This is a genomic window from Candidatus Zixiibacteriota bacterium, assembly GCA_017999435.1.
GTDB lineage: Bacteria > Zixibacteria > MSB-5A5 > GN15 > FEB-12 > JAGNLV01.
The window spans coordinates 115,542-137,638 of the sequence record JAGNLV010000006.1 but is presented as its reverse complement, the minus strand read 5'-3'; the positions used below and the strand labels follow the sequence as shown (position 1 = coordinate 137,638).

The window sequence follows — 22,097 nt, the reverse complement described above, 5'->3', positions numbered from 1 at the left end:
GGGCGCCCGGCGCCACCGCACCGTCGGTATATGCACTTGATTATTAACAGGTTGCGGCGCAACCGGGTAGTTCTTGACGGGCCCGGTCAGGCCGTCTATCTTGCATGGCGATTTGGCGGAACCGAACTGTAGAAATACGTTATAAAGGGGTATGATGAAAGTTCTCGGCGGCATCGTGGGGATCGGCCTGCTTACGGCGGCAACGGCTTTCGGCCAGGCGCGCCTGGTGGCCCCTTTGGACAAGTTCGACTTCGGCATTCTCCCCCCGAATTCAGTCCTCGTGCACCACTTCTGGTTGCGCTCGGCGGGCGCCGACACGGTGACGATCACCGATGTCAAGACGGGGTGTTCCTGCGCGGCGAGCGAACTGGAGAAGAACGTGCTGGCGCCGGGCGACAGCGTGCTGCTGGGGATTCGGTGGGATATCGGTCGCTCGCACGGCTCCATCTTCCGGTCCCCCCTGGTCTTCTTCAACAATTCCGAGCAGACTCTGCGGTTGTCGCTGGAGGGGCAGGTGTGGGACGACCCGGAGACCGCCCGCCCGGTGACGGTCAAGCCGTTCCGGTTCGAGCTGTCGCGGGCGGCGATAAAGGATATCGACGGCCTGCCGTTCACCCTGACGAATCATTCCGGCGAGGAGTTGTCGATCGAGCTGCTCTCGCTAGCGCCGGAGGAAATCGAGTTGGTGCTGCCGGAGAAGATCCCGGCCAACGGCTCGGCGAGCGGTTCGGTGCGAGTGAAACCGGAGTTCCGGAACACGGAGTTCAGCACGTCGATCACGCTGCTGGTCCGGGACGAGCGAAACACGCACGTCACGATTCCCGTGCGGCGGAAGTTCTACTAGGCAGGTTTGGGGTCGACAAAAGGGGATTTAGTGCGTATATTATAGAGTTACAGAACAAACCGTTTTTACCAGGGGTCAGACGACGAACATGACAAGACTCAAAACCACATGCCTCGGGCTGGCGGCGGCGGCGCTTGTGGCGGGGTCGGCCTGGGGAGCTCCCCGGCTCACGATGCCCGAATCGGATTTCGATTTCGGGTACGTGCCGCAGAACTCCACGATCTCGCACTCATTCTGGCTGTTTTCGACTGGCGACGACACGCTGAAGATTCTGAAAGTGGTGCCTGGGTGAGGCTGCACGAAGGCTCCGCTGGAGAAGTCGGAGCTTGCTGTCGGTGACAGCACACGCCTGCAAATCATTTTCGACACCAAGACGTATTCGAGCCGGGTGACCAAGCGCCCGAGCATTCAGACCAACGAGGGCGCGCCCGACAAGCACGTCTCGATTACGGCCACCGTCGTGCTGCGGCCGGATTCGACCTATCCCCTGGTCATCAGCCCCTACAAGATCGACCTGTCGCAGCTCGGCGACAAGGTGATCGACCAGTCGCCGATCACGTTCAAGAACGTGTCGGAGCAGACCCTCGACATTCACCTGATCGCCGAAGAGGGGGATTACTTCGATCTCGATCTGCCGAAACAGATCGGGCCGGGCCAGCAGGTGGAGGGCAAGGTCACGTTGCGCGCCTCGGCCGGGACCATGTCGTTCGACAAGTCGTTCACGATCGAGGCCACCCCGCCGGGCAACGGCAATGGGGCAGCGGCCCGGTTCACCGTACCGGTGAAGCGGACGGTCCGCGTCGCCAATCAGGCGGGAGCCACGAAGGTGCTGCCGAGGGGCGGGCACTGAGCGCGCCCCGGCCGGAGCCGGAACGGATAAAACTCGCACGCCGCCGATCGGATACGATCGGCGGCGTTATTTTGTCGGCGGGGGCAGGTCGAACCGGGCCCCGCCCGGAGCCCGCAACCCTATACCGCTTCTACAGGTCCCGGTCGAGATCCGGGAAACCCTGCTGCAGCAGGCTTTCCCAGTACTTGTTGTACACCTCGCCGTAAACGTTGGAGTGGACGAGCCGGTACTCGTTGTTGCTCCGGGCATCCACAAACACGAACAGCTTCCCCTCCCCGACGCCCCGGTAGTACCAGATCTGGTACGGACGGCCGGAGTTGTCCGCCCCGATTCCGGGCTGATCGGTCAGCGGAACCACCCGATCATCCACTTCATCCGGCGCTCCATACACCAGGTAAACCCGTCCCCGGTCGGTACGCCAGCCGTCATCGCGCGCCTCGGTCAGCGAAAACCGTTCGTTGACATAGTGGAAGCGGGCCACGGCATCGACCCGCCCTTCGTTCAGGGGGGTGGCGGGGTCGCGATCGTGCTCCGCCCAGTACTGGGCGAGGAAAGTCTCCTTCCCCTCCGGCGTCAACCGCTCGAGCACTCTCTGCTGCTCGGGAGAGAGGAAGTACCAGGTGAGCGCCGTCCGTTGGTCGGTGGTGAGCAGGCGGTAGGGATCGCCGGGGATGCTCTGGTCGCGCATGACGAGGAGATCGGCCGGCGAGACCACGGCGAACCGCACGACCTGGGTATCGGCGCGGGCGGCGGCGGAGTCGTCGGCAACCACCCGCAGGCGGTACACGCCGGGCAGCCAGCCGCCGATGTCGAAACGCTCGGTGAAGGCGATTGTGGCGCCGCCGGGCAACGCCGGCCGGGCCCCCAACACGCGCAGCAGCGAATCCCGGGAATCGAGCAGTTCAAAGGTGAGCCGGGTGGACGGGCCGGCATGCCCGACCTCTTTCCCCGGCTGGTACACCTCGCCCACGCAGTACATGGTGCTGTCGCCGGTTCCAAAAACGCCGAGCGGGTTGGGCAGCACAGCGAGCCCGTTCTCCACCAGGCGGAGGTTGACCGCCGATGAGTCGGTGAAAGGCGCGGCGCTGTAGGCCAGGTACGGACCGCCCAAGGCGACCGCGTCCCGGCGCGGCGGCTCGACCACGATCCGATCCAGGAAGGCCGACCCGGAGCGCTTGCTCACCGCGTCGATTACCGTCAGCCGGGCCGAGTACACCCCCGGACGGGCGAACAGGAGGAGCTTGTTGAAGATCCGGATGCCCGTCTCGTGGGCTTCGCGGCTGTCGCTCACGCGCACCGAGAAATAGGTAGAGGCGGAATCCACAGCCACGCCCGCGTTTCCCAGGAGGTCAATCTGAGCGAAAATACGGGCGTAGAGAAAGCTGTCGACTTCGGTCGGCCGGAAAAACTCGAATTCGTTCTGGGCCAGCGAGAACGGCACCTGAACCAGCGCCACCGTGTCGTAGGCCGGGTCCGGGTATACGGCAAAGCCGGCGTAGACCGTCAGGTTCTCCCCCGTTCCGGACTGCGCCGGCGCGGCGCCCGCCACGAGCGCCGCGGCTGCAAGAACGATTAATCGGGTCGGTTGCATCAGTGCCCATCCTTCTTCGGCTCAAAAATCCGGCCGCTGGTAGAGGCCATCGTACGGATACTGCAGGCGGTAGTCGCCGTCATCGTTCACGTCGACAAAGACAAATTTGCGGTACCGGCGGTCCTTGTAGTAGTGCCACTCCTGGTAGGGGTAACGGTCGGCGACGAGCGGGTAGTCGTCGATCTGGTCCGGCTCGCCGTAGCGGATCAGCACCCGCCCCCGGTCGGTGCGCCAGCCCTCCATGTTGAGAATGCTGAAGAGGCGGTTGGCGAGATCGACGCGGTAGTAAAAGACGACCTTGATCTCGTTGACGGCGGTGGTGGGATCGGGGTCGCGCTCTGCCCAGAAGCGGTCGAGCGCGGCCACCCGATCGGCCAGCGAGTCGATCTTCCGCAGGGGCTTGATCTCGTTGCCGTCAGCGATCAACTCCAACTGGTCGAGCGCGGCGTTCCAGTCGTAGCGCAGGACGCTCGCGGCGGTCCAGGGGATGCGGAACTCGGCCTGCCGCTGGTCGAGCTGCTTGTACCGTCGCCCGTGCAGCGACACCTCCAGCCTGTAATCGCCGGGCATGAAGCCGTCCAGCGAGATCTCCCGGAGCTGTCGGGTGATGCGCTGCGGGAGCGCGGTCGTGAGGCTGTCGCGGTACACCATCCCCTTGCTCTCGTGGCGCAGGGCGGTGACGACGGTCACCTCGCTGAGGGAATCGCCCCCGCGGTGGATTTCCAGGTAAAAGAGCAGGCGGCCGCCGTCGTCGCCGGAAAAGGAGCCCGTGAGCGACGGGACCACGATGAACTCGCCCTTGGCGAAAGCGCCGGCGGCCGAGTCCGATTCGTTCGGCCCGGCGGCCTGGGCCAGTTCAATATCCGAGAGCTCGGCGGAGCGGCTGTCGAACGGCTCCAGGCGGAGGTCGAAATCCCGCTTGAGGATGGCCGAGGAGCCGACGTTTTCGATCAGGAAGAGAACCTCGTAGTCGCCGGGCGGCAGATCGAAATTGACCTGGGCGGCGCGGTAGTCGGCGGTCGACGTCGTTTTCGCCAGCGCATCGACAACCGCCTCGCGCTCCTCGCGCGACACCGCCGCCGTCGTGTCCGCCTTCCGGTCGTTGACCCGAATCGTCGTCACGTAGCGGGCGCGGAACAGCCCGCCCAACTGCTGAAAGTCGAGGGCGTAGTTGTATACCTGGTAGTAGACCTCCAGGCGCACCCGACCCGGCTCCTCCGACGGAAAGACGCCGGTGCCGACGATCAGCTTCTTGGCTTCCCCGGTGATGGCGCGGCGCAGGAGCGGGGACTGCCCGAAAGCGGCGGCCGCGGCGACTACCCACACCAGAAGTCCGAGGACGGTCAGGCGAAGGAAGGTTCTCACCATATCACCCTTTAAACGAAGGGGTTTTCCGGTCCGTTCCAAGGTATCGACGGCGGTACCCCGGCGGCAAGATCAAAAATATCCGGGGCCGGGAAGAAAGAAACCAGTTATTCGTAGCGCAGGGCCTCGATCGGGTCGAGCTTGGCCGCCTTGACTGCCGGGTACATGCCGGAAATCATCCCCACTGAGACAGCGACCAGGAAGCCAACGACGATCCAGAAGACGGAGATGGCGATGGGGAAGCCGATCGCGCTGTTGACGGCGACTCCGAAGAGCACGCCGATGATAATGCCGGCCGTTCCGCCCGCGCCGCTGAGGGAGGTGGCCTCGGTGAGGAACTGCAGGAGGATGTTGGACCGTTTGGCGCCGATCGCCTTGCGGACCCCGATCTCCCGGGTGCGTTCGGTGACCGAGACGAGCATGATGTTCATCACCCCGATCCCCCCCACCATCAGTCCGACCGAGGTGATCACGAGCATGGCGATGTAGATGTAGTCGGTGATCTTCTCCACCTGCTCGCGGATGGCGTCCTGGGTCAGCAGGTCGAAGTTGTTCTCTTTTCCGAAGGGGACCTTGCGGTAGACGCGGAGGGCGCCGATGACCTCTTCCTTGGCCTGCTCGAGCTTGTCGAGGGTGACGGCGCGCACCGACAGCCCGAGCGCCTCCTCCCAGGGGTGGATCTTTTCGAAGGTGGACAGCGGGATGGCGACGGCGTTGTTTTCGTAGGTGTTGCCGAAATTCGACTTGGCCTTTTCGAAGACGCCGATCACTTCGAACCGTTCGTCGTTGACCCGGATTTCCTGGCCGATCGGATTGCGTCCCTCGAAGAGGGTGTTGGCGATGTCATGGCCGATGACGGCCACGTGGGCCCGCCGGGCCTCGTCCATGCTGCCCAGGAAACGCCCCTGCTGGAGCGAGCGCTCCCGCACCCGCATGTAGTCCGGCCAGGTGCCGAAATACCGCACGTTGGGGACTTTCCGGTTCTGGTATTTGACGACGTTGCCGCCGGGGGCCCAGTAGTGATTGGTCGGCGCCACGCCGTCGACCGACGGGCAGTGGTCGCGGATCGCCTCCGCCTCTCCGACCGTCAACTCCGGCCGGTTGCGCTCCTCCTCGGTCAGGTCGTCCCAGTCGCGCATGGCGGGGAGGCGTTCGACCTCGATGATGGCGGCCGCGCCCATGCCGGAGATCTCCTGTTCCATGGCGGCGTTGAGGCCGTTGATGAGCGAGGCCAGGCCGATGACCGAGGCGACGCCGATCAGCACCCCGAGGATGGTCAGCCCGGAGCGCAGTTTGTTGGCGCGCAGAGAGCCGAGCGCCATGAGCACGCAGTCCCTCATTTCGACAAAGGTCATCAGCATGGGCCGTCCTCACTCATAGCTCAGCGCCTTGATGGGGTCGAGCCGGGCGGCCTTCATCGCCGGGTACAGACCGAAGATGAGCCCAACCGAGGTGGAAATGCCCAGGCCGAGAATGACCGCCAGCGCCGACGGGGAGATGTCCATGTTGATCATCCCGACGAGGGCCCGGGCGATGAAGAAGCCGAGGACGATGCCGATGATGCCGCCGAAGACGGTCGTCAGCAGGGCTTCGAACAGGAACTGCAGGAGGATGTACGTCTGCTTGGCCCCCACCGCCTTGCGGATGCCGATCTCGCGCGTCCGCTCGGTCACCGAGACCATCATGATGTTCATGACGACGATCCCGCCCACGACGATCGAAATCATCGATACTCCCAACAGCCCCATCCGGAACAGGCGGGTGGCGTTGTTGAGCGTGTCCAGGATGCTGTCGGCCGTGAGGATGGCGAAATCATCGGGCTTGTCGAAGGGCACGTGGCGGGCGGCCCGCAGGATCATGCGAGTCTGGTCCATGGCGTCGTCAAGCCGCGCCAGGCTGCGCGCTTTGATCGCCAGGTGGATGCCGTCGCGCTCGCTGTCGAAGTCCTGACGGTGGGCGCTGAACGGGATGTAAACCTGCTTGTCGTTGTCGTCGCCGAAGAGACTCCCGGACGCTTTGGCCAGCCCGATGACCTGGTACTTTCGTCCGCCGATACGGATGTCCTTGCCGACCGGGTCCTGGCCGTTGAAGAGTTCGTCATAGAGCACGTGGCCGAGGAAGGCCACCCGCCGTTTGTAGAGATCGTCCTCCCGCGAGTGCCACCGCCCCTCCTGCACCTCGACGTCGACGATATCGACGCGGTTGAAGGTGGTGCCAATGACGGGGACGTTGCGGACGCTGCGGTCGCCGAATTTCACCTCAGACATCGTCCATACCCCCGGCGAAATGACCTCGCACAGGTCGCAGCTCTCGTCCAAAAGCGGGACGAGGTTCTCTTCGAGCCGCTTGCGCTTCATTTGCTCGAGCCAGTCCTGGTGGGACATGATGATGCCGTGGCGCTGCACGAAAAAGGTCGTCGGGCCGAGGCTGTCGAACTCGGCCTCGATGGCGTCCTGCATACCCTCGAGGGCGGAGACAATCGTGATCACGCTGGTAACGCCGATGATCACGCCCAGGAGCGTCAGCCCGGAGCGGAGCTTGTGGGCCCAGAGGGCCTGCACGGCGAGGTTTAGGATGGGGAGGACAACCATACCATCAATAGCTCACGCGGGCATGTTCCGGCACCCGCTCGTCGCCGGCTATCTGCCCGTCAAAAATCGACAGCACCCGCCGGGCGTGCCGGGCGATGTCCGGTTCATGGGTGACGAGGATGATCGTGTTTCCCTGCTGGTGGAGCTGGTCGAAGAGGCGCATGATCTCGATGGAGGTCTTGCTGTCGAGGTTGCCGGTCGGTTCGTCGGCCAGCAAGAGCGACGGCCGGTTGACCAGCGCGCGGGCGATCGCCACCCGCTGGCGCTGGCCGCCCGAGAGCTCGTTGGGTTTGTGGAGCATGCGGTCGGCCAGGTCGACCCTCGCGAGCGCCTCCTCAGCCATGCGCCGGCGCTCGGCGGCCGGGGAACCGTTGTAGATGAGGGGCAGCTCGACGTTGTGCAGGGCCGTGGCCCGGGCCAGCAGGTTGAACGTCTGGAACACAAAACCGATTTCCCGGTTGCGGATGTTCGCCAGCTCATCGTCGTTCATCACCGACACAGCTTTCCCGTTGAGGTAGTATTCCCCCCGGGTGGGCGTGTCGAGACAGCCGATGAGGTTCATGAGGGTCGACTTGCCGGAACCGGAAGGCCCCATGATGGCCACGTACTCGCCGCGTTCGATGGTAATGGAGACGCCGCGCAGCGCCTGCACGAGTTCGGCCCCCATCTGATACGTGCGCCAGAGATCCCTGGTCTCAATGAGCGCCATGGCTATTCGCCCTCATTCATCGGGACTGCCGCCTCCGGCGCGACCGCATCGCCCGGATTGATGGTGCGAAGCACGCGGTACGGTCCGGCCACGACAGAGTCTTTTTCGGCCAGCCCGGACGTGACTTCGATGAATTTCTGGTCGGCGATGCCGGTCTGGATGGCGACGAATTCGGCCGCGCCGTTGCGGATGACATAGACGCCGCGGACCTCCTCGCGCGCCTCGCGCCCCGATTCCCCGGCGGCCGAGGATTCGGCGGCCGTCGCCGCCATCACGCCGCTGGTCGACCCGGCGGCCGGCTCCCCCTCACCCTGACCCGCCCGGCTGTGCTCCAGCGAGTCCCGGTCCAGCGAGCGGACGACAACTGCGCTGTAAGGCACGGAGAGGGCGTTGTCCCGACGGGCCGTCTCGATGTCGACGGTCGCCGACATGCCCGGCCGGACCTTCTTGTTCACGTCCATGAAAATGACTTTGACCCGGAAATTGGTCGACATGCCCGAGGACGACGTGGTGGCGAGAATGGCGGTGTTGCCGATCTCCACGACTCCCCCCTTGAACACCGTGTCCGGAAAGGCGTCGATCTCGATATCAACCGGCTGGCCCTGTTCAACCTTGACTATCTCTGTCTCGTCGACCTCCACCTCCACCTCGAACACGTCGAGGTTGGAAATGGTCATGAGTGTCTTGCCCTGCGTAAACGCCGTCTGGGCGGCCGCGATCTCCCCCACCTCGACATCGAGGAAGGTGATTACCCCGGGCATGGGAGCGGTGATCCGGCATTTCTGGAGGTAATCGAGCTGCTTTTCGAGGCGCGACTGGGCCTGCTGTTCCTGGGCCAGCATCGCCTCATAGGTCGCCTTGGCATTCAGGTGGGCGTAGCGGGCGTTCTTGTAGATGGTCTCGGAGGTGAGATCCTTCTCCATCAGCTTTTCCTGGCGGCGGAATTCCTCCTCCGCCTGGTCGAGCGTGGTCTTGGCCCCGTCCAGGCGGGCCTTGATTTCGCTCAGCGCGTAGCGGGCCTGCTGCACATCGCTGGCCACCTGCACGGTATCGAGCAGGACGAGCAGTTTGCCGGCCTCGACTCGGTCGCCCTCGCGCACATAGAGTCCGATAATTTCCCCATTGACCTCGGAGGTGATGTTGACCTTGGTTTGCGGCTGCACACGTCCCGAGGCCGACACCCGTTCCACGATCTCGCGCGTCGTGACGACGTCGGCCTGCACCTTCGCCGCTTTCGACGTGTTCATGGTCAGGTTGGCGATCACCAGGACCGCGACGACAACCACGACGCCGATGATGATCAGCAGTTTCTTCTTCGACATAGACGACTCACTTATCCTATCGTATACGCCTGAAGCCGGCGGCCGGCTCAGACCTTCCCCATGGCGCTTTCGAGGCGGGCGATGGCGAGATTGAGGTCGAAGTTCGCCCGGATGAGCCCCAACTGAGCCTCCTTCAGGGACACCTGGGCGTCCAGCAGGTCGAGAATCGTGGCCGCCCCCAGGTTGTATTTCTCCTGGGTGATGCGCATATCCTCCTCCGCGGCGGCGACCGTTTCGCCGGCCACGGTGAGCTGCTCCTGGACCTGCTTTATCTCAAGGTAGAAACTCTTGACCTGGGCGACCGTGCTGTTCAACTGGTCGACCCGGTAGGCGCGGGCATTGTTCAGCGACACCTTGGCCCAGGCGACCTGCCGCTCGCGGAGGAACCCGTCGAAAATCGTCCAGTTCAGCGAGAGACCGAAAGTGCGGCTCTTCGACGAAAAATCGTAGGTGACCGTATCCCCGCGCGTGCCGTCGTTCGCCGACATCGAGGCCGAGCCGGTCAGGGTGGGCAGGTAGGTCGCCCAGGCCGCTTTCACCGAATGACGGGCGGCATCCACCGATTTCCCGGAGGCCAACAGCGCGGGGTTGTGCTCCATCGCATACTGGATCGCCTCGTCGAGCCCCCCTTCATAGCTGCGCCGCGGATAGTCGGTGGAGAATCCCACGTCGGCGCGCGGGTCGACGCCGACGACGTAGGCCAGCTCCGCCCGCGTGGTGACCACAGAGTTCTCCGACCGGAGCAGAGTGAGGCGGTCGTTCCCCATCTGGACCCGCTGCTTGAGCACGTCGGAGCGCGAGGCCGAACCGAGTTCGTACTTGGACTCGATCAGCTTCAACTGCTCCTCGCTGCGCTTCACCGCCTCCGAATCGACCGCGACCCCCTCGACGGCGGCCAAGTAGAGGTAGTAGGCAATCTTGACCGATTTCACCATGTCCTGCTCGGAGGCGAGCACGTTGAGACGGGCCTGCTCTTTGGCGGCGCCCGCCGCCGCCAGGTCAAACCAGTTGGGCACATTGAACAGCGAGAGGCGGGCCGAAATCGAGAGGTCCTTGTTCGTGCCCTCGTCGTCATCGATCGGAACGGTACGCCGTTCCGTGGCGCGCGGAATCTCCTGCCTCAGGGTGACCGGAGAATCGTCCATGAGCGTCCCCTCCCAGCTCACCGTGTCGGTCTCGGTCACCACCAACTGCTCGGCCTCCTGGTCCCAATTGCGGTAGTCGGTATAGGAGTAGCCGGCGTTGACGGTAGGCAGGAACTGGCCGATCGCGTAGACCTTGTCCCACTTGGCTATCTCATAATCGCCGCGGGCGGCGATCACGGCGGCCCGGTTTTTCAGGGCCAGGTCGATGCAGTCGTCCAGCGTTAGCACCTGCTGCGCGGAAACCATCCCCGGGGCGGCCGCAAGCGCGGCCAAAACAGTCATTCCAATGGCACGCATGAACCTCATTCACTGTCTCCTCTATGCGAACATTGCTCCGATTCCGCTTGAGAGCGCATGGAGAATCGCCAGCAGTCCCATCGATAAGACCGCCACCCAGATTCCCTTGTTGCGCGGAAGGCCGAGAATGATCGAAAAACCTATCCCCAGAACGATCAGTTCCCAGATGTGAAACAGGCTGATCTTTGACAACAGAGCGTAGCTCAGCGAGGTCAGGTCGGGGTTGGGCAGGAGGGCGGCCGCCGAGAGCGACACCAGGATGCTCTTCTTCGCCATCACCAGCGGGATGGTCACGTAACTGCCCAGCGCATAGAGCACCTCACCGAACAGCGACACCGACAGGAGGGCCTTGAACGATGCGCGACCGGCGAAGACGAACTTGCCCCAGAAGGCCGCGAGCGCGGCAATGAGCAGAGGCACCAGCAACATCCCGAGCGTGCCGGCGGCCACCGTCGACAACTTCATAAACGTGAGCACCTGCCCGGTCAACTGCTCGCGGGTGACGCCGCGCTGTTCGAGCGATTTCTGGAACTGCTCGCTCTGCATCTGGGCCTGGAGGATGTAGTCCGCCAACAGCAGCATCAGCCCCAGGATGGCCAGGCCGAGGACAATGTACGGCACAAGCACCTTGGGATCCTCTTTGACCTTCGCGAACAATTGAGAGGGAGCCACAAAGACCTGCCACAGCCCTTTAAACCCCAGCCCGGGGTGATGCACTTTCTCCACGGGCGCCGCGGGAGCCATCACGTTCTCCATCTTCAGTTTCTCCTCATGGAACAGTTGTACGCATCCGTCCGGCCAGTGTTTCACTCTCCCCAGCCGTCGGCTGCAATTGGTACCCCCGATTCGGCGGCTTATTCAACGCGGCACGTCAAAATTGACCGGGAGCCGTCCCACAGGATAGCTCCACAATACGACCGGATCAAGCTAGATTCGGATTAATGGACGACGACTGCGCCACCGCGCCTGCCCGCGGTGTGATCGGCCGGCGCATGAGCGGGCATGTCGTCGGTCGCCCTCAGTCGGCGTTTCAGAAAACCATGGCGACTGCAGCGGCCGCGCACCGGACAGGCGGCGGTACCGCTGCGGCGGAGGAGAATCCCGGTTGCCGCGCGCGATCAAAGGAGCTGATGGCTGGAGGTCCTCCTCAATGTCGTCGCTGCATTCGACGCCTGGTCTGGACCCGGCTTCCGCGTTCGAGGCGGGCAGAGCACCCGGCGCCGCTGCCGGTGGCGCGATAATGCGGCAGATCATGAGCCGCGGTGGGAGCGGGCGCCAGGGGGGCCCTGTGAGCCAAAGCATCGTGTCGGCTGTAAGACCTTGCCCTGCTGTAACTTGACCCCGCCGGGCAACGCCGTCCAGAATCACTTGAGTAGGCGGTGGCGAGACCACTCCGAGATGTGCCGGACTGGCGCCGGGCGGCCGGAAAAAGCAAAGAGGCCGGCGCGCGCCGGCCTCTGTCAAGTCTTGCTCGGAGAAGCGATCGGCTAGAATCGGTCGATATCCACGATCACTTTGGGCATCCCGATGTCCGCGTCCGGCGAGGTCAGGTTCCGCATGACAAAGTACTGGATGGGGCTGTCGCTGGTGGTGTCGGGATACAGCTCACCCTTGGCGCCGAACGGCAGGAACCCGGTGTAGAGGATGAGCGGGAAATTGGTGGTAGTATCCTTGTAGTTCCATGGCTCCAGCGAGATGAACACATCCCCAGGATAGTACCGCAGTTCCCCTTTGGCGATGAGATTCAGCGGGCCCGCCGCGCCGTGGGGGAGATCCACCAGAAAATCCTCGCCCGGGTATGGCGGGACGCGCGTACTGGCCGAGTGCGGGTTTCCCAAATCGAAGTCTTCGACCGAACCGAAAGCGCCGGTGCTGATCAGACCGCTCCCCTCGGGCCAGCGGAAGACATTGAACAGGTTGTCGCGGTACCAGACCGGCGGCGTAAACGTACCCACGCTCGCGTTCTGTGCCTCCACAGCCTGCGCCATAACCCACCCCCGATACTGCAGGCCGAACTCGCTGTAGTCGACCATCCCGAATCCCTCGGTGCCCTGGGTAAAGTTGTCGAAGAGGGTGTCGATGCGCTCCCCCAGCTGCCAATAGGGATTGGCGACCATGACCGTCTCGGGCGGATCGGAGATGATCACGCTGTCGATCGTGACCCGCGCCTGAATGATCTCAAGGGTGTCGAAGGAGTAGTTCAACTGCAGCGTCTCCAGCGGGTTCTCCGGGTCGATCGTGTAGTCGGTGTAAATGACGACCCCAATGGACTCCTGCGGATACACCTTCTGCTGGTAGGTCACGCTGTCCAGCCCGATCCGCACGTCGCGGTTCACCTGCTCGAGCTGATATTGGCAGAACCATAGGCCGGCGTCCATGTTGTTCGTGTCGCGGTCCCGGTCGGAGGGGGTGGACAGGCAGAAGTAGCAGGTAGAGTAAAAGATCGAGTCGCTGTAGGGGAGCACGAGCGCCACCTGGTTGTCGCGCGGATTGGTAGCCCGATCGCGCAGCAGGCAATTGGCCGGCGCCTTAAGATCGGTGTCCGCGGCTCCGGCATTCTCGACCGACATAAAGATCCAATCGTAGGCCAGAACATCGCCGCCCACCCGGAAGGACCCGCCCTCGGGGCGGACCTGTCCGCTCTCGTTTAGGAAAACGCGGTTGGTCTGGTCATACCCGAACCGGCCGAGAGAGACGGTGTCGCCGGACCGGGCCGCCCACAGCTCATAGACCATGCCGTTCGGCAGGCTCGGCAGTTTGCTCGGGTTCAGGGTGAGTACGCTGGTCGTCACCGGCGTTACAATGTCCTCGGGCTGGCTGCAGCCGAAGTAGAAAGTGAGCGCGGCGGCTGCTAAGGCCAGCAGCAACAGCCGGTTGGAGCGCCTTGTCATGTACTGTATCCTCCTCCTAGGTGACAGGAGCTATCATTCGTTATCGCAACTAATTGGGGAGTATAACCCCCCCGCCCAAGGGGTGTCAAGTCATTCTTAGCGAAAGGTTTCATCTTTCTTTTCAGACGCGGAGCGGCCCCCGGCCATCTAAAGGATTATTTCCGCTAAGTCGATAAATAGGTAGAAAATCGAGAAGTCCCTAAAGCACTGGAGCAAATCTTGCGAATCTGCCCCGCCTGTAAAACCGAACACATATCGGAGTCGGCCACCACGTGCCGCGAGTGCGGGCACGCTCTGGAGGTTCCGAACGCCGATACGGCCCGGGAGGACGATCTCGAATTCCGGGTGTACGAGAAAGAGTCCGACGACCGCGAGTTTGTCGGAGGCGCCCGCGATTTTGACGCCGATGCCGACCGCCCCGCCACCCCGGCGCCGGCTGAGGCCGACGCAGCCGGGCCGCCGGCCTCGACGATCGACCCCGACTTCTCCCCGATCGCCGGCTCCGAGGCCTGTGTGCCGGAACCGGCGGAAGACGACGATGCCTCGTTCGGTTCACAGCCGCCGCCCGAAGAACCGCAGTTGACGGCTTCCGGCAAGATCCGGCGGTTGACCGAAGAAGAAGTGAAATCGATCGCCGGCAGTCTCTACCGCGCCGACGCGTTCCTCAGCGACAAGGACAAGAAGGAACTGATGAAGAAGCTGGATGACAAGGAGCAGTTGTTTGCGGGCAGTGCGCCGATCGAGCCCCCGAAACGACCGGAGCGGGAGAAGCCGAAACCGGCCGATGTGCTGGCGGAGATTGAAAACCTCGGGCCCTCGCCGAAAATGGCCGGCCGGGGCCGAGGGGTGGCCTATTTCTACCGCAACCTGATTCAACTGCGGGGCAGCCAGCAGCTCTTTGCGGGTGACGAAATCGCCGTGGCCGGAAAAACCTACGAACTGCGCCGCAAGACGATCGGGCGCACCCCCCTGCTGGTCGGTGGCGGCGTAGCCTTCGTCGTCATCCTGTTCCTCGTCGCCACGCTCTTCGTGTCCCGTCCGGGCCGCGAGGGGCGAGTCGCCGGGATCGTCCTGGACGACATGCAGCTGCCGGTCAACCGGGGCGCGTCGGTCGTCTTTCCGGAGCTCGGCCAGACTATCCGCGTCAACGGCCAGGGGATGTTCCAGACCGAGGCTCTGCCTCCGGGCAGCCACAAGGTCGAGGTCCTCGTCAACGGGAAGACTTTCGCTTCGGACTACGTGACGGTCGCGGGAGGAGAACTGAGCCTGATCGCGCTCAAGCCGATGACCGGCGAAGAAGCAGCGGCGGCGGAGCCCGAGGCGGCGGCTCCATCGGCCGTCCTGGGCGTGACTGTCCCTGAGCCGGCGCCGGCTCGGGAGACGCCGGGCAAGACCGCGGCTCCGCCGAAAGCGAAGCCGAAAGCCCAGACCTCGACCGGCGCGGCCGGTTCGGCGGGACTGAAACTCGCGGCGAATGTCGACGGCGCCCGGCTCACGGTCGACGGCAAGGTCCTCGGGGTCGGCAACCTCGTCTACCCGCAGTTGCCGCCGGGCGCGCACTCGTACACGGTCAGCCGGGAGGGGTACGCTCCGGCGACCGGGACCATCACGCTGGCCGAGGGCAAGACGCAAACCCTGGAGGTGACGCTGGCGCCGCTATCGACGGCACAGAAACTGGAAGAATATTCTGCGGAGGACTACTATCTCTCCGGGTTGTCGGCCGTGCAGGAGCAGGATTACCAGGCGGCCGTGACCGATTTGCGCCAGGCGGTCGGCCAGGAGCCCGGGCACGCCGATGCCTGGTTCGCGCTTGGCCAGGCGCACGCGGGCGTGAAAGACTGGCCGAATGCCCACGATGCCTTTCTCCGGGCCGCGGAGATTTACCGTTTCGGCAATGACCACAGCCGGGCGATCACGGCGTACAATGCGGCCATCCGGGTGAACGACAAGTCGGCGGCCGCGTACCTCGGGCGCGGCGACCTCTTCCTCCAGCGCGGCGACGAACGGGCGGCGGCGGTGGATTTCGAGACCGTCGTTCGGCTCGACCGGCGCAATCCGCACGCCTACATCGGGCTGGGACGGTCGCGCATGAACCAGGGCATGTACGAGGAGGCAATCAAGCACTTCAAGGACGCCCGCTCGATTGAACCGAATAACCCCGTTGTCTATCAGTACCTCATGCTCTGCCACATGGCCGAGAGCAATTTTGATGAAGTCCGGCGGAGCTACGCCAAGTTCGCCGAGACCGCCAGCGAGAACCAGATGCGCCAGTTGCAGGCGGACCAGCGCTACGCCGCCGCGCTGCGGGTTGTCAACGGACATCCATGAGGAGCCACCGCTTAGCCGGAATCTGAGAACATGAAGGAACGACGTCACCGCCTCAACTGCTGGGAGTTCAAGAACTGCGGCCGCGAGCCGGGGGGACTCATGGCGGGCCTCCTGGGCCAGTGCCCCGTCGCCGCGGCAATGAAGTACGACGGCGTCAACGGCGGGCTCGGCGGCGGGCGCATCTGCTGGCTGGTCGACCGCCAAGAGGGATGCGCGGGCGGGGGACGGTGCGGGACGGGACGCTGCCACGAATGTGATTTCTACCGCCGCGTCGTGTTCGAGGAAGACGACGCCGCGACCTACGCCTTCCGCACGGCGCCCACATAGGCGCTCCAACTTGCCGCCCACCAGCATACGCGGGCCGGGAACGGACGTTCCCGGCCCGCGCTTGTTTGTCCCCGGTCTGCACTCCCCGCCCTCCCCGCGTTTTTGGGTTGCCACGTGAACATTCCGTTTCTATTTTCCTCTCACCTGGTAGAACGACCCGTACCGCGAACTCTAGTCAGGAGAACCGCATGCGACTTCTGCTCGTACTTGCGACCACGGCGGTGCTCGGCAGCACGCTTCTTCTATCCTGCACGGCCGAATCGGAGTCGGACGGTCCCGTCACACCGCCGGTGTCCGTCCTCAACCAAGGCGACTACATCCCCGATATCGCCACCTTCCTCCAGATCGGGGGCTGCAGCCCGACGGCGTACAGCTGGGACGGCCGCGACGTCTACTTCACGTCCAGCATGTCGGGCGCCAGCCAGGTGTACCGGCTCACCCGGGAAGGCTGGCCGCACCAGCTCACGACGTTTGAAGACGGCATCGACTTCTTCGCCCTGTCATACTCCGGGACGATGGCGGTGGTGGGGGCCTCGGTCGGAGGCTCGGAGCAGTCGAACCTCTACCTGATGGACACCCGGACGGGGCGCGTCAAGCAGTTGACCGCCGGCGACCAGGTGCAGTACGGCTCGGTGGCCTGGTCGCGCGACGACCGGGAGATCTTCTTCCGCTCCAACGAGGAAAACAAGCGGGACTTCTTCATCTACCGCATGGACATCGCCACGGGCGAGTACCGGAAGATTTTCGGTCTGCCGGGGTACAACGGGGTGGCCGACCTCTCGCAGGACGGATCGAAGATGATCGTCTACCAGTTCAATTCCAACGTGGATGACGACCTCTACCTGCTCGATCTGGCATCCGGCGAGCACCGCCGGATTACCTCCGACACCAGCGACGTAATGTATGATTCCCCCACCCTGATGCCGGACAACAAGACGATCTGGCTCATCTGCAACGACAACCCCGACGGTCTGCCGCGGCTGGCCCGGATGACGGTCGATGGCCCGCAGGTGGAGTCTGTCACGGACGGCTGGCTGGATCCGAAGTGGGCGGTCGAAGGACTGGGCTTCTCGCGCGACTACCGGTTCATGGCGGCGATCCTGAATGAAGACGGGTACGCGCGGCTGAAGCTGCGCGAGGCGGCTACCGGCAAGGAGCTGAAAAGCCCGCCGCTGGAGGGGATCGTTGGGGGCGGGCTGTTCGACCGCCAGGGCAACTGCTTGATCTCGTTCAATTCGCCGACCCGGGCCCCCGACGTGTGGCGCTGGAACCCGCAGTCGGAGAAGCTCGAGCAGCTGACGTTCTCGATCTACGCGGGCATCGACCGCGAGTTGTTTCGCGAGCCGCAACTGGTGCGCTACAAGAGTTTTGACAGCCTCGAGATCCCGGCCTTCCTCTATCTGCCGCCCAACTACAAGCAGGGTCAGCCGGTCCCGTTCATCGTGAACGCCCACGGCGGCCCGGAGGGGCAGTACCGGCCCTACTTCGAGCGCAACCTCCAGTACTTCCTCCTGAACGGATTCGGGTTGTTCGCGCCGAACGTGCGCGGTTCGGATGGTTACGGGCGCAATTACCTCAACATGGACAATTACCGGAACCGCAAACACTCGCTCATGGACTACCGCGCGGGCGTGGAGTGGCTGATCGCCAACGGCTACGCCGCGCCGGGAATGATCGGCATCCGCGGCGCCTCCTACGGCGGGTATGTCGTGCTCGGCATGGTGACCGAATTCCCGGACCTGTTCGGCGCGGCGGTCGATGAAGTCGGTATCGCCAATTTCCAGACCTTCCTGGAGAACACCGCCCCCTACCGCCGGGCGCTGCGGGAATCGGAGTACGGACCGTTGAGCGATCCGGCGTTTCTGCGGGAGATCTCCCCCATTCACAAAGCGCACCTCATCAAGACACCCCTTCTGGTCGTGCACGGGGAGAACGACCCCCGCGTGCCGGTGGGGGAAGCGCGGCAGATCATCAAAGCCGTGAAGCAGTCGGGCGGAGTGGTGGACTCGCTCATCTTCCCGGACGAGGGCCACGGCGCAAGCAAGCGGGTCAATATCATCGCCGAGTACCGCAAGCAGGTGGAGTTTTTCACCCGGCACCTGAAACCGGCCGGGGAGGCGCGCAAGGAGTAAAGAGAGCTGACGGCGGCCGGCGCCTGCGGATCGGGCGAATTGCGCGCTCCGCGGGCGCGGTTTGCCCTGGCGGGTCCGTAGAATCGGCCCTGTTCCACCTGGCAGGCATGAACCTGTCCTGGGACATCACCGTTTTGGATAAGATGTTGGGGCGCCCGAACGGCCACGGGAACAGCCCGGGAGGAAAGCTATGACCGCACAAGAACCCTGGTACGAGCGCGAGGATTTCTGGGAGTGGACGGCGCCGTTCATGTTCGGCGAGGAGCGTTTTGAGCGCGCCGCGTCATCGGTCGGCGAGCTGACGGCGTTTTTGCGGCTGGCGTCGCCGGCCCCGGTGTTGGACCTGTGCGCCGGGCCGGGGCGGTTTGCCGTTCCGCTGGCGGCGGCGGGCTATTCCGTCACCGCCGTCGACCGCAGCCGGGCGTTCCTCGCCACCCTCACCGCCCGCGCGCGCGGGCGCAGTCTCGATATCGAGACCGTCTGCTGTGACATGCGCGAGTTCCGGCGCGAGGGAGCGTTCGAGGCAGTCCTCAATATGTACACCTCGTTCGGATATTTCGAGGACCCTGAGGACGACCGGAGGGTGCTGGAGAACGTCTTCAGCTCGCTGCGGCCCGGCGGGCGTCTCGTTATGGAACTCCACGGGCGGGAAAGCTTGATCCGGGCGTTCCGGCGGCGCGACTGGGAGGAGGCGCACGGGATCACCATAATCGAGGAGCGGTCGTTCGTGGATCACTTCACGCGCCTGCACAACCGCTGGATCGTCCTGCGGGGGAGCGAGCGGCGGGAATTTGAATTCGATCTGCGGATCTACGGAGCCTCCGAGCTGTGCGCCCTCCTGCGCTCGGTGGGATTCGCGTCGGCCGAGGCGTACGCCGACTTCCAGGGCGCGCCGTACGACATCGCGGCCGGACGACTCGTTGCCCTCGCCGCTAAGTGAGGCGGTCGGCCCAGGTAACGGGCCGGGTGGCCGACTCCTCCCACGGCGGCACCGGCTGCCGCTCGCGGCGCAAAGATCCGCCGCGGCATCCGAGGAACGCCAGCAGCAGGTCCATCCGGTGGAAGAGGGTGTGTTCCCGATAGACCCGCTCCATGCCGGCGCGGATGATCGGGAGGCGTTGGTCCGGATGGTTCCGGAAGTAATCGAACATTTCCACAAATCGGCCCGGAGAATCGGCCGCCGCGGTCTCGTCGGGGGCGAAGAACGCGCCGCCGAAAGCGGTGTTGTCGGTCAGGGCAAACCCCCCGCAGGCGGGAATCGCGAGGGCGCGCAGGTTCGCGGCGAAGGACTCCCACGAGGGGCCCGGGAGGGGGAGATTCGGGCAGACGCGCGCGAAGTTGAACAGAACCGCCTCCTCCGCCTGGTGGAGCTCGCCCAGACCGATGTCCCAGCCCCGCCCGGCCAGAACTCCCGAATACAGGCGGAGGACCGGCAGGAGGCAGGCTTTCACGCGCTCGACCGTCTGGGGCGTATTGTCGCCCACGAAGGCGTAGTCCCAGACCTCGGCGCGCGGCCTCATATAGTGGCGCAACGGGTTGATCGCCGGCGGCATGTCAAGAAGCGGCGTCTCGGCTCCGTCGGCGCGCGGAAGGTCGGCCGGGCAACCGAGGGCAATCAGGAAATCGCAGGGGGGATATTCGTGCCGGAACGACGTGAGGTGCCCGACGCGAAGCCCGTGGGCGCGGCGATATCGCCCAATGTAGTCGCGGTCGAGACCGACCTGCGCAGCCGGTTCGGCGAGCGTGATGAAGACATCGGGACGGAACTGCTCGAAGACCGGTTCGGTCGGGTCCTCCCGCCGCAGGAGGCGGGCGGGAATCCCGCCGTAGGCGAGCACCTCGGCCCAGTTTTCGATGAGGGAGCGCAGCGCGCCGGGCGGCGGCAGATGCAGGAGAATGCGGGTGTCGGCATGCACCCAGCGGTTGCGACCGGCCGCGAGAGCTTCCTCCCGCAGCCGGAGATTCTCCCGCAGGAGGGGCGCGGCGGCGCAGTCCGGGGCATAGCGCGACAGCCAATGGAGAGTGCGGAGCAGGTCGCGTTTGCGGCGGAGATCCGGGGCCAGGCGCGCAAGGACCCGCCCCCACAGGTCGCAGAGGCCGCGGTGGGCTGAGCCCAGCATGGGGTCGGCGGCCAGCGCCCGCTGCAGCAGCGCTTCCGCCTCCGCTTCCAGCCCCGCCGCCGCCGCGACCTCGCCGGCCACCGCGAGGGCGTCGGGATCGTGCGGCGCGAGTCTCATCACCGCCCGGACGCACTCGAGAGCGCCGGGAGCATCGCCGGCCTGCAGCCGGAGGCGCGCAGCCGCCGCCAACTGCGGCACGGAGAACAGACAGGGCAGAGCAGCCCGACAGGAAGACCGAGCGGCCGGGCCGGGCCGGAGTGGTCGGAACAACATAACCCCCATTTTGGCTCTGGGTCCGATCTAAGCGGTATATCGGCAGATGGGACGGGGGAATTCAACGGAGCGGCTCTGATGTCGGGGCGCGCGACCGCATCGGGCCCCTCTCCCCCGCGCGGGCGGCTACTCGCCGATGATTTTGACGATGACGCGCTTGCGCCGGCGACCGTCGAATTCGGCGTAGTACACCTGTTGCCACGGCCCGAGGTCAATGCGGCCGTCGCTGACCGGCAGTAAGACTTGGTGGTGCAGCAACAGGTTCTTCAGATGCGCGTCGGCGTTGTCTTCGCCGGTGCGGTGGTAGCGGTAATCGTCGCGGTGCGGCGCCAGCTTGTCCAGCCAGGCGTCGATATCCTGGATCAGCCCCGGCTCGGCGTCGTTGATGTAAACCGACGCGGTGATGTGCATGGCCGAGACCAGGATCAAGCCCTCCCGGATGGCGCTGCGCTGCAGAGCCTGCTCGATGCTTGCCGTAATATTGATGTACTCCCGTCGGCGGGAGGTGTTGAACTCAAGGAATTCGCGGTAGTGCTTCATGGGGTGGATGCGGCGCGCGCTGCACGGAACACGGCTACCCGACGGTTACCTGATCCGGTCGATCCAGGTGTCAAACGAGTACTTGTCGCTCAGCTCCTGCTGCACTTGCCGGGCCTCGGCGTAGGTCGGATAGACCCCCAGCCGTACCCGGTGGTAGGTCTCGCCCCCGACAGTCTCGGTGCTCACAAAGGGCTCGTAGCCGCGCTCCCGGAACTTCTCGACCAGCTCGGCGGCGTAATCGGGATCTTCGCACCCCGCGAGCTGGACGACGAAACCGTCGCCGGCAGGCGGGACCGGGAGGTCAACCGGGGTCAGGGGCTGGTCCGGGGTCGTTTCCGGTGCGACATCCTGCGCCTCGACCGGCGTCTCATTGAGAGGCTCGTCCGGGGGCTCGTCGGGAATCGCGCCGGCGTTCAGTTCGGGGCGGACCGAATCGGGGGCTGAGGCCGCCGCCGGCAGCACGGGGACGTCGGAAACCGCCGCGGGGTGGGAGTCGGTCTGTCCCTGTTGCGCCATCACCTCCCGCTCCAGCTCGACAATGTCATCGTCTTTCGAACAGCCGGCGAGCCCGCAGGCGGCGGCCAGAATCAGGCAGCAAAGTATCCCCAGGGATCTCACAGTACCTCCAAATCAGTCCCGCCGGCGCCGGGGCGCCGCAGTTAGGTCTACGCGATGCTTCCGGCCGATACTAGGGCGCGCGGCCGGGATTGTCAACGAAAAAGCGTTTGTCCGGGGGGCGATGAAAATAGTTGAAATTTGTATAAGAAATGCC

The 22,097-nt window shown here is 64.6% G+C and carries 19 protein-coding genes; 7 read left to right on the top strand and 12 right to left on the bottom strand.

What is annotated here, in order from left to right; all coding sequences use genetic code 11:
- Positions 1–151 precede the first annotated feature (151 nt).
- From KA261_13865 to KA261_13855, 3 genes are all read left to right on the top strand, one after another.
- Entirely contained in the window at positions 152–844 is a 693-nt protein-coding gene (locus KA261_13865) for a DUF1573 domain-containing protein (protein ID MBP7698887.1), read from the top strand.
- 88 nt (positions 845–932) lie between these two features.
- Positions 933–1,136: a hypothetical protein gene (locus KA261_13860; protein MBP7698886.1), complete on the top strand. Its 204-nt coding sequence runs from the start codon at positions 933–935 to the stop codon at positions 1,134–1,136.
- 96 nt (positions 1,137–1,232) lie between these two features.
- Positions 1,233–1,694, top strand: coding sequence for a hypothetical protein (locus KA261_13855; GenBank protein MBP7698885.1), 462 nt, complete (start codon positions 1,233–1,235; stop codon positions 1,692–1,694).
- Positions 1,695–1,824: 130 nt separating this feature from the next.
- Here KA261_13855 and KA261_13850 read toward each other — a convergent pair whose 3' ends face one another.
- The 9 genes from KA261_13850 to KA261_13810 all read right to left on the bottom strand — a co-directional run bounded on the left by KA261_13850 (position 1,825) and on the right by KA261_13810 (position 13,605).
- Positions 1,825–3,285, bottom strand: coding sequence for a GWxTD domain-containing protein (locus KA261_13850; GenBank protein MBP7698884.1), 1,461 nt, complete (start codon positions 3,283–3,285; stop codon positions 1,825–1,827).
- A gap of 21 nt (positions 3,286–3,306) precedes the next feature.
- Positions 3,307–4,650: a GWxTD domain-containing protein gene (locus KA261_13845; protein MBP7698883.1), complete on the bottom strand. Its 1,344-nt coding sequence runs from the start codon at positions 4,648–4,650 to the stop codon at positions 3,307–3,309.
- A 107-nt stretch (positions 4,651–4,757) separates the two neighbouring features.
- Positions 4,758–6,011: an ABC transporter permease gene (locus KA261_13840; GenBank protein ID MBP7698882.1), complete on the bottom strand. Its 1,254-nt coding sequence runs from the start codon at positions 6,009–6,011 to the stop codon at positions 4,758–4,760.
- A gap of 9 nt (positions 6,012–6,020) precedes the next feature.
- Positions 6,021–7,241, bottom strand: coding sequence for an ABC transporter permease (locus KA261_13835; protein MBP7698881.1), 1,221 nt, complete (start codon positions 7,239–7,241; stop codon positions 6,021–6,023).
- A gap of 4 nt (positions 7,242–7,245) precedes the next feature.
- Complete coding sequence (locus KA261_13830) at positions 7,246–7,950, bottom strand: ABC transporter ATP-binding protein (protein ID MBP7698880.1); 705 nt, start codon at positions 7,948–7,950, stop codon at positions 7,246–7,248.
- Positions 7,951–7,952: 2 nt separating this feature from the next.
- Positions 7,953–9,272 (bottom strand): efflux RND transporter periplasmic adaptor subunit, encoded by a 1,320-nt coding sequence (locus KA261_13825; GenBank protein MBP7698879.1) that lies wholly within the window; start codon positions 9,270–9,272, stop codon positions 7,953–7,955.
- Positions 9,273–9,319: 47 nt separating this feature from the next.
- Positions 9,320–10,723 (bottom strand): TolC family protein, encoded by a 1,404-nt coding sequence (locus KA261_13820; protein ID MBP7698878.1) that lies wholly within the window; start codon positions 10,721–10,723, stop codon positions 9,320–9,322.
- A 12-nt stretch (positions 10,724–10,735) separates the two neighbouring features.
- A complete protein-coding gene (locus KA261_13815) occupies positions 10,736–11,470 on the bottom strand; it encodes a YIP1 family protein (GenBank protein MBP7698877.1) in 735 nt (244 codons plus the stop codon).
- Positions 11,471–12,201: 731 nt separating this feature from the next.
- Positions 12,202–13,605, bottom strand: a complete 1,404-nt coding sequence (locus tag KA261_13810) for an anti-sigma factor (GenBank protein ID MBP7698876.1) — start codon at positions 13,603–13,605, stop codon at positions 12,202–12,204.
- Between the two features lie 219 nt (positions 13,606–13,824).
- Between KA261_13810 and KA261_13805 the strand changes: the two genes are divergently transcribed.
- The 4 genes from KA261_13805 (at position 13,825) to KA261_13790 (ending at position 19,332) form a co-directional block, all read left to right on the top strand.
- The gene (locus tag KA261_13805; protein MBP7698875.1) at positions 13,825–15,933 is read left to right on the top strand and encodes a tetratricopeptide repeat protein; all 2,109 of its coding nucleotides are present in this window, start codon (positions 13,825–13,827) and stop codon (positions 15,931–15,933) included.
- A gap of 30 nt (positions 15,934–15,963) precedes the next feature.
- Positions 15,964–16,260: a hypothetical protein gene (locus KA261_13800; protein MBP7698874.1), complete on the top strand. Its 297-nt coding sequence runs from the start codon at positions 15,964–15,966 to the stop codon at positions 16,258–16,260.
- A 188-nt stretch (positions 16,261–16,448) separates the two neighbouring features.
- Positions 16,449–18,392, top strand: a complete 1,944-nt coding sequence (locus tag KA261_13795; protein MBP7698873.1) for a S9 family peptidase — start codon at positions 16,449–16,451, stop codon at positions 18,390–18,392.
- 190 nt (positions 18,393–18,582) lie between these two features.
- The gene (locus tag KA261_13790) at positions 18,583–19,332 is read left to right on the top strand and encodes a class I SAM-dependent methyltransferase (GenBank protein ID MBP7698872.1); all 750 of its coding nucleotides are present in this window, start codon (positions 18,583–18,585) and stop codon (positions 19,330–19,332) included.
- Here the strand turns inward: KA261_13790 and KA261_13785 are convergent.
- The 3 genes from KA261_13785 to KA261_13775 form a co-directional block, all read right to left on the bottom strand.
- Entirely contained in the window at positions 19,325–20,701 is a 1,377-nt protein-coding gene (locus KA261_13785; GenBank protein ID MBP7698871.1) for a glycosyltransferase, read from the bottom strand. The two genes, KA261_13790 and KA261_13785, sit on opposite strands and share 8 nt — an antisense overlap.
- A 210-nt stretch (positions 20,702–20,911) precedes the next feature.
- Positions 20,912–21,325 (bottom strand): secondary thiamine-phosphate synthase enzyme YjbQ, encoded by a 414-nt coding sequence (locus KA261_13780; GenBank protein MBP7698870.1) that lies wholly within the window; start codon positions 21,323–21,325, stop codon positions 20,912–20,914.
- Between the two features lie 45 nt (positions 21,326–21,370).
- Positions 21,371–21,943, bottom strand: coding sequence for an SPOR domain-containing protein (locus tag KA261_13775; protein ID MBP7698869.1), 573 nt, complete (start codon positions 21,941–21,943; stop codon positions 21,371–21,373).
- Between the last annotated feature and the right edge of the window lie 154 nt (positions 21,944–22,097).

Bases quoted from the DNA above. Each gene is read 5' to 3' on its own strand.
- KA261_13865 (MBP7698887.1), top strand. From the start codon at position 152: ATGATGAAAGTTCTCGGCGGCATCGTGGGGATCGGCCTGCTTACGGCG.
- KA261_13860 (MBP7698886.1), top strand. From the start codon at position 933: ATGACAAGACTCAAAACCACATGCCTCGGGCTGGCGGCGGCGGCGCTT.
- KA261_13850 (MBP7698884.1), bottom strand. From the start codon at position 3,285: ATGCAACCGACCCGATTAATCGTTCTTGCAGCCGCGGCGCTCGTGGCG.
- KA261_13840 (MBP7698882.1), bottom strand. From the start codon at position 6,011: ATGCTGATGACCTTTGTCGAAATGAGGGACTGCGTGCTCATGGCGCTC.
- KA261_13835 (MBP7698881.1), bottom strand. From the start codon at position 7,241: ATGGTTGTCCTCCCCATCCTAAACCTCGCCGTGCAGGCCCTCTGGGCC.
- KA261_13830 (MBP7698880.1), bottom strand. From the start codon at position 7,950: ATGGCGCTCATTGAGACCAGGGATCTCTGGCGCACGTATCAGATGGGG.
- KA261_13825 (MBP7698879.1), bottom strand. From the start codon at position 9,272: ATGTCGAAGAAGAAACTGCTGATCATCATCGGCGTCGTGGTTGTCGTC.
- KA261_13820 (MBP7698878.1), bottom strand. From the start codon at position 10,723: ATGAGGTTCATGCGTGCCATTGGAATGACTGTTTTGGCCGCGCTTGCG.
- KA261_13815 (MBP7698877.1), bottom strand. From the start codon at position 11,470: ATGGAGAACGTGATGGCTCCCGCGGCGCCCGTGGAGAAAGTGCATCAC.
- KA261_13810 (MBP7698876.1), bottom strand. From the start codon at position 13,605: ATGACAAGGCGCTCCAACCGGCTGTTGCTGCTGGCCTTAGCAGCCGCC.
- KA261_13800 (MBP7698874.1), top strand. From the start codon at position 15,964: ATGAAGGAACGACGTCACCGCCTCAACTGCTGGGAGTTCAAGAACTGC.
- KA261_13795 (MBP7698873.1), top strand. From the start codon at position 16,449: ATGCGACTTCTGCTCGTACTTGCGACCACGGCGGTGCTCGGCAGCACG.
- KA261_13790 (MBP7698872.1), top strand. From the start codon at position 18,583: ATGACCGCACAAGAACCCTGGTACGAGCGCGAGGATTTCTGGGAGTGG.
- KA261_13780 (MBP7698870.1), bottom strand. From the start codon at position 21,325: ATGAAGCACTACCGCGAATTCCTTGAGTTCAACACCTCCCGCCGACGG.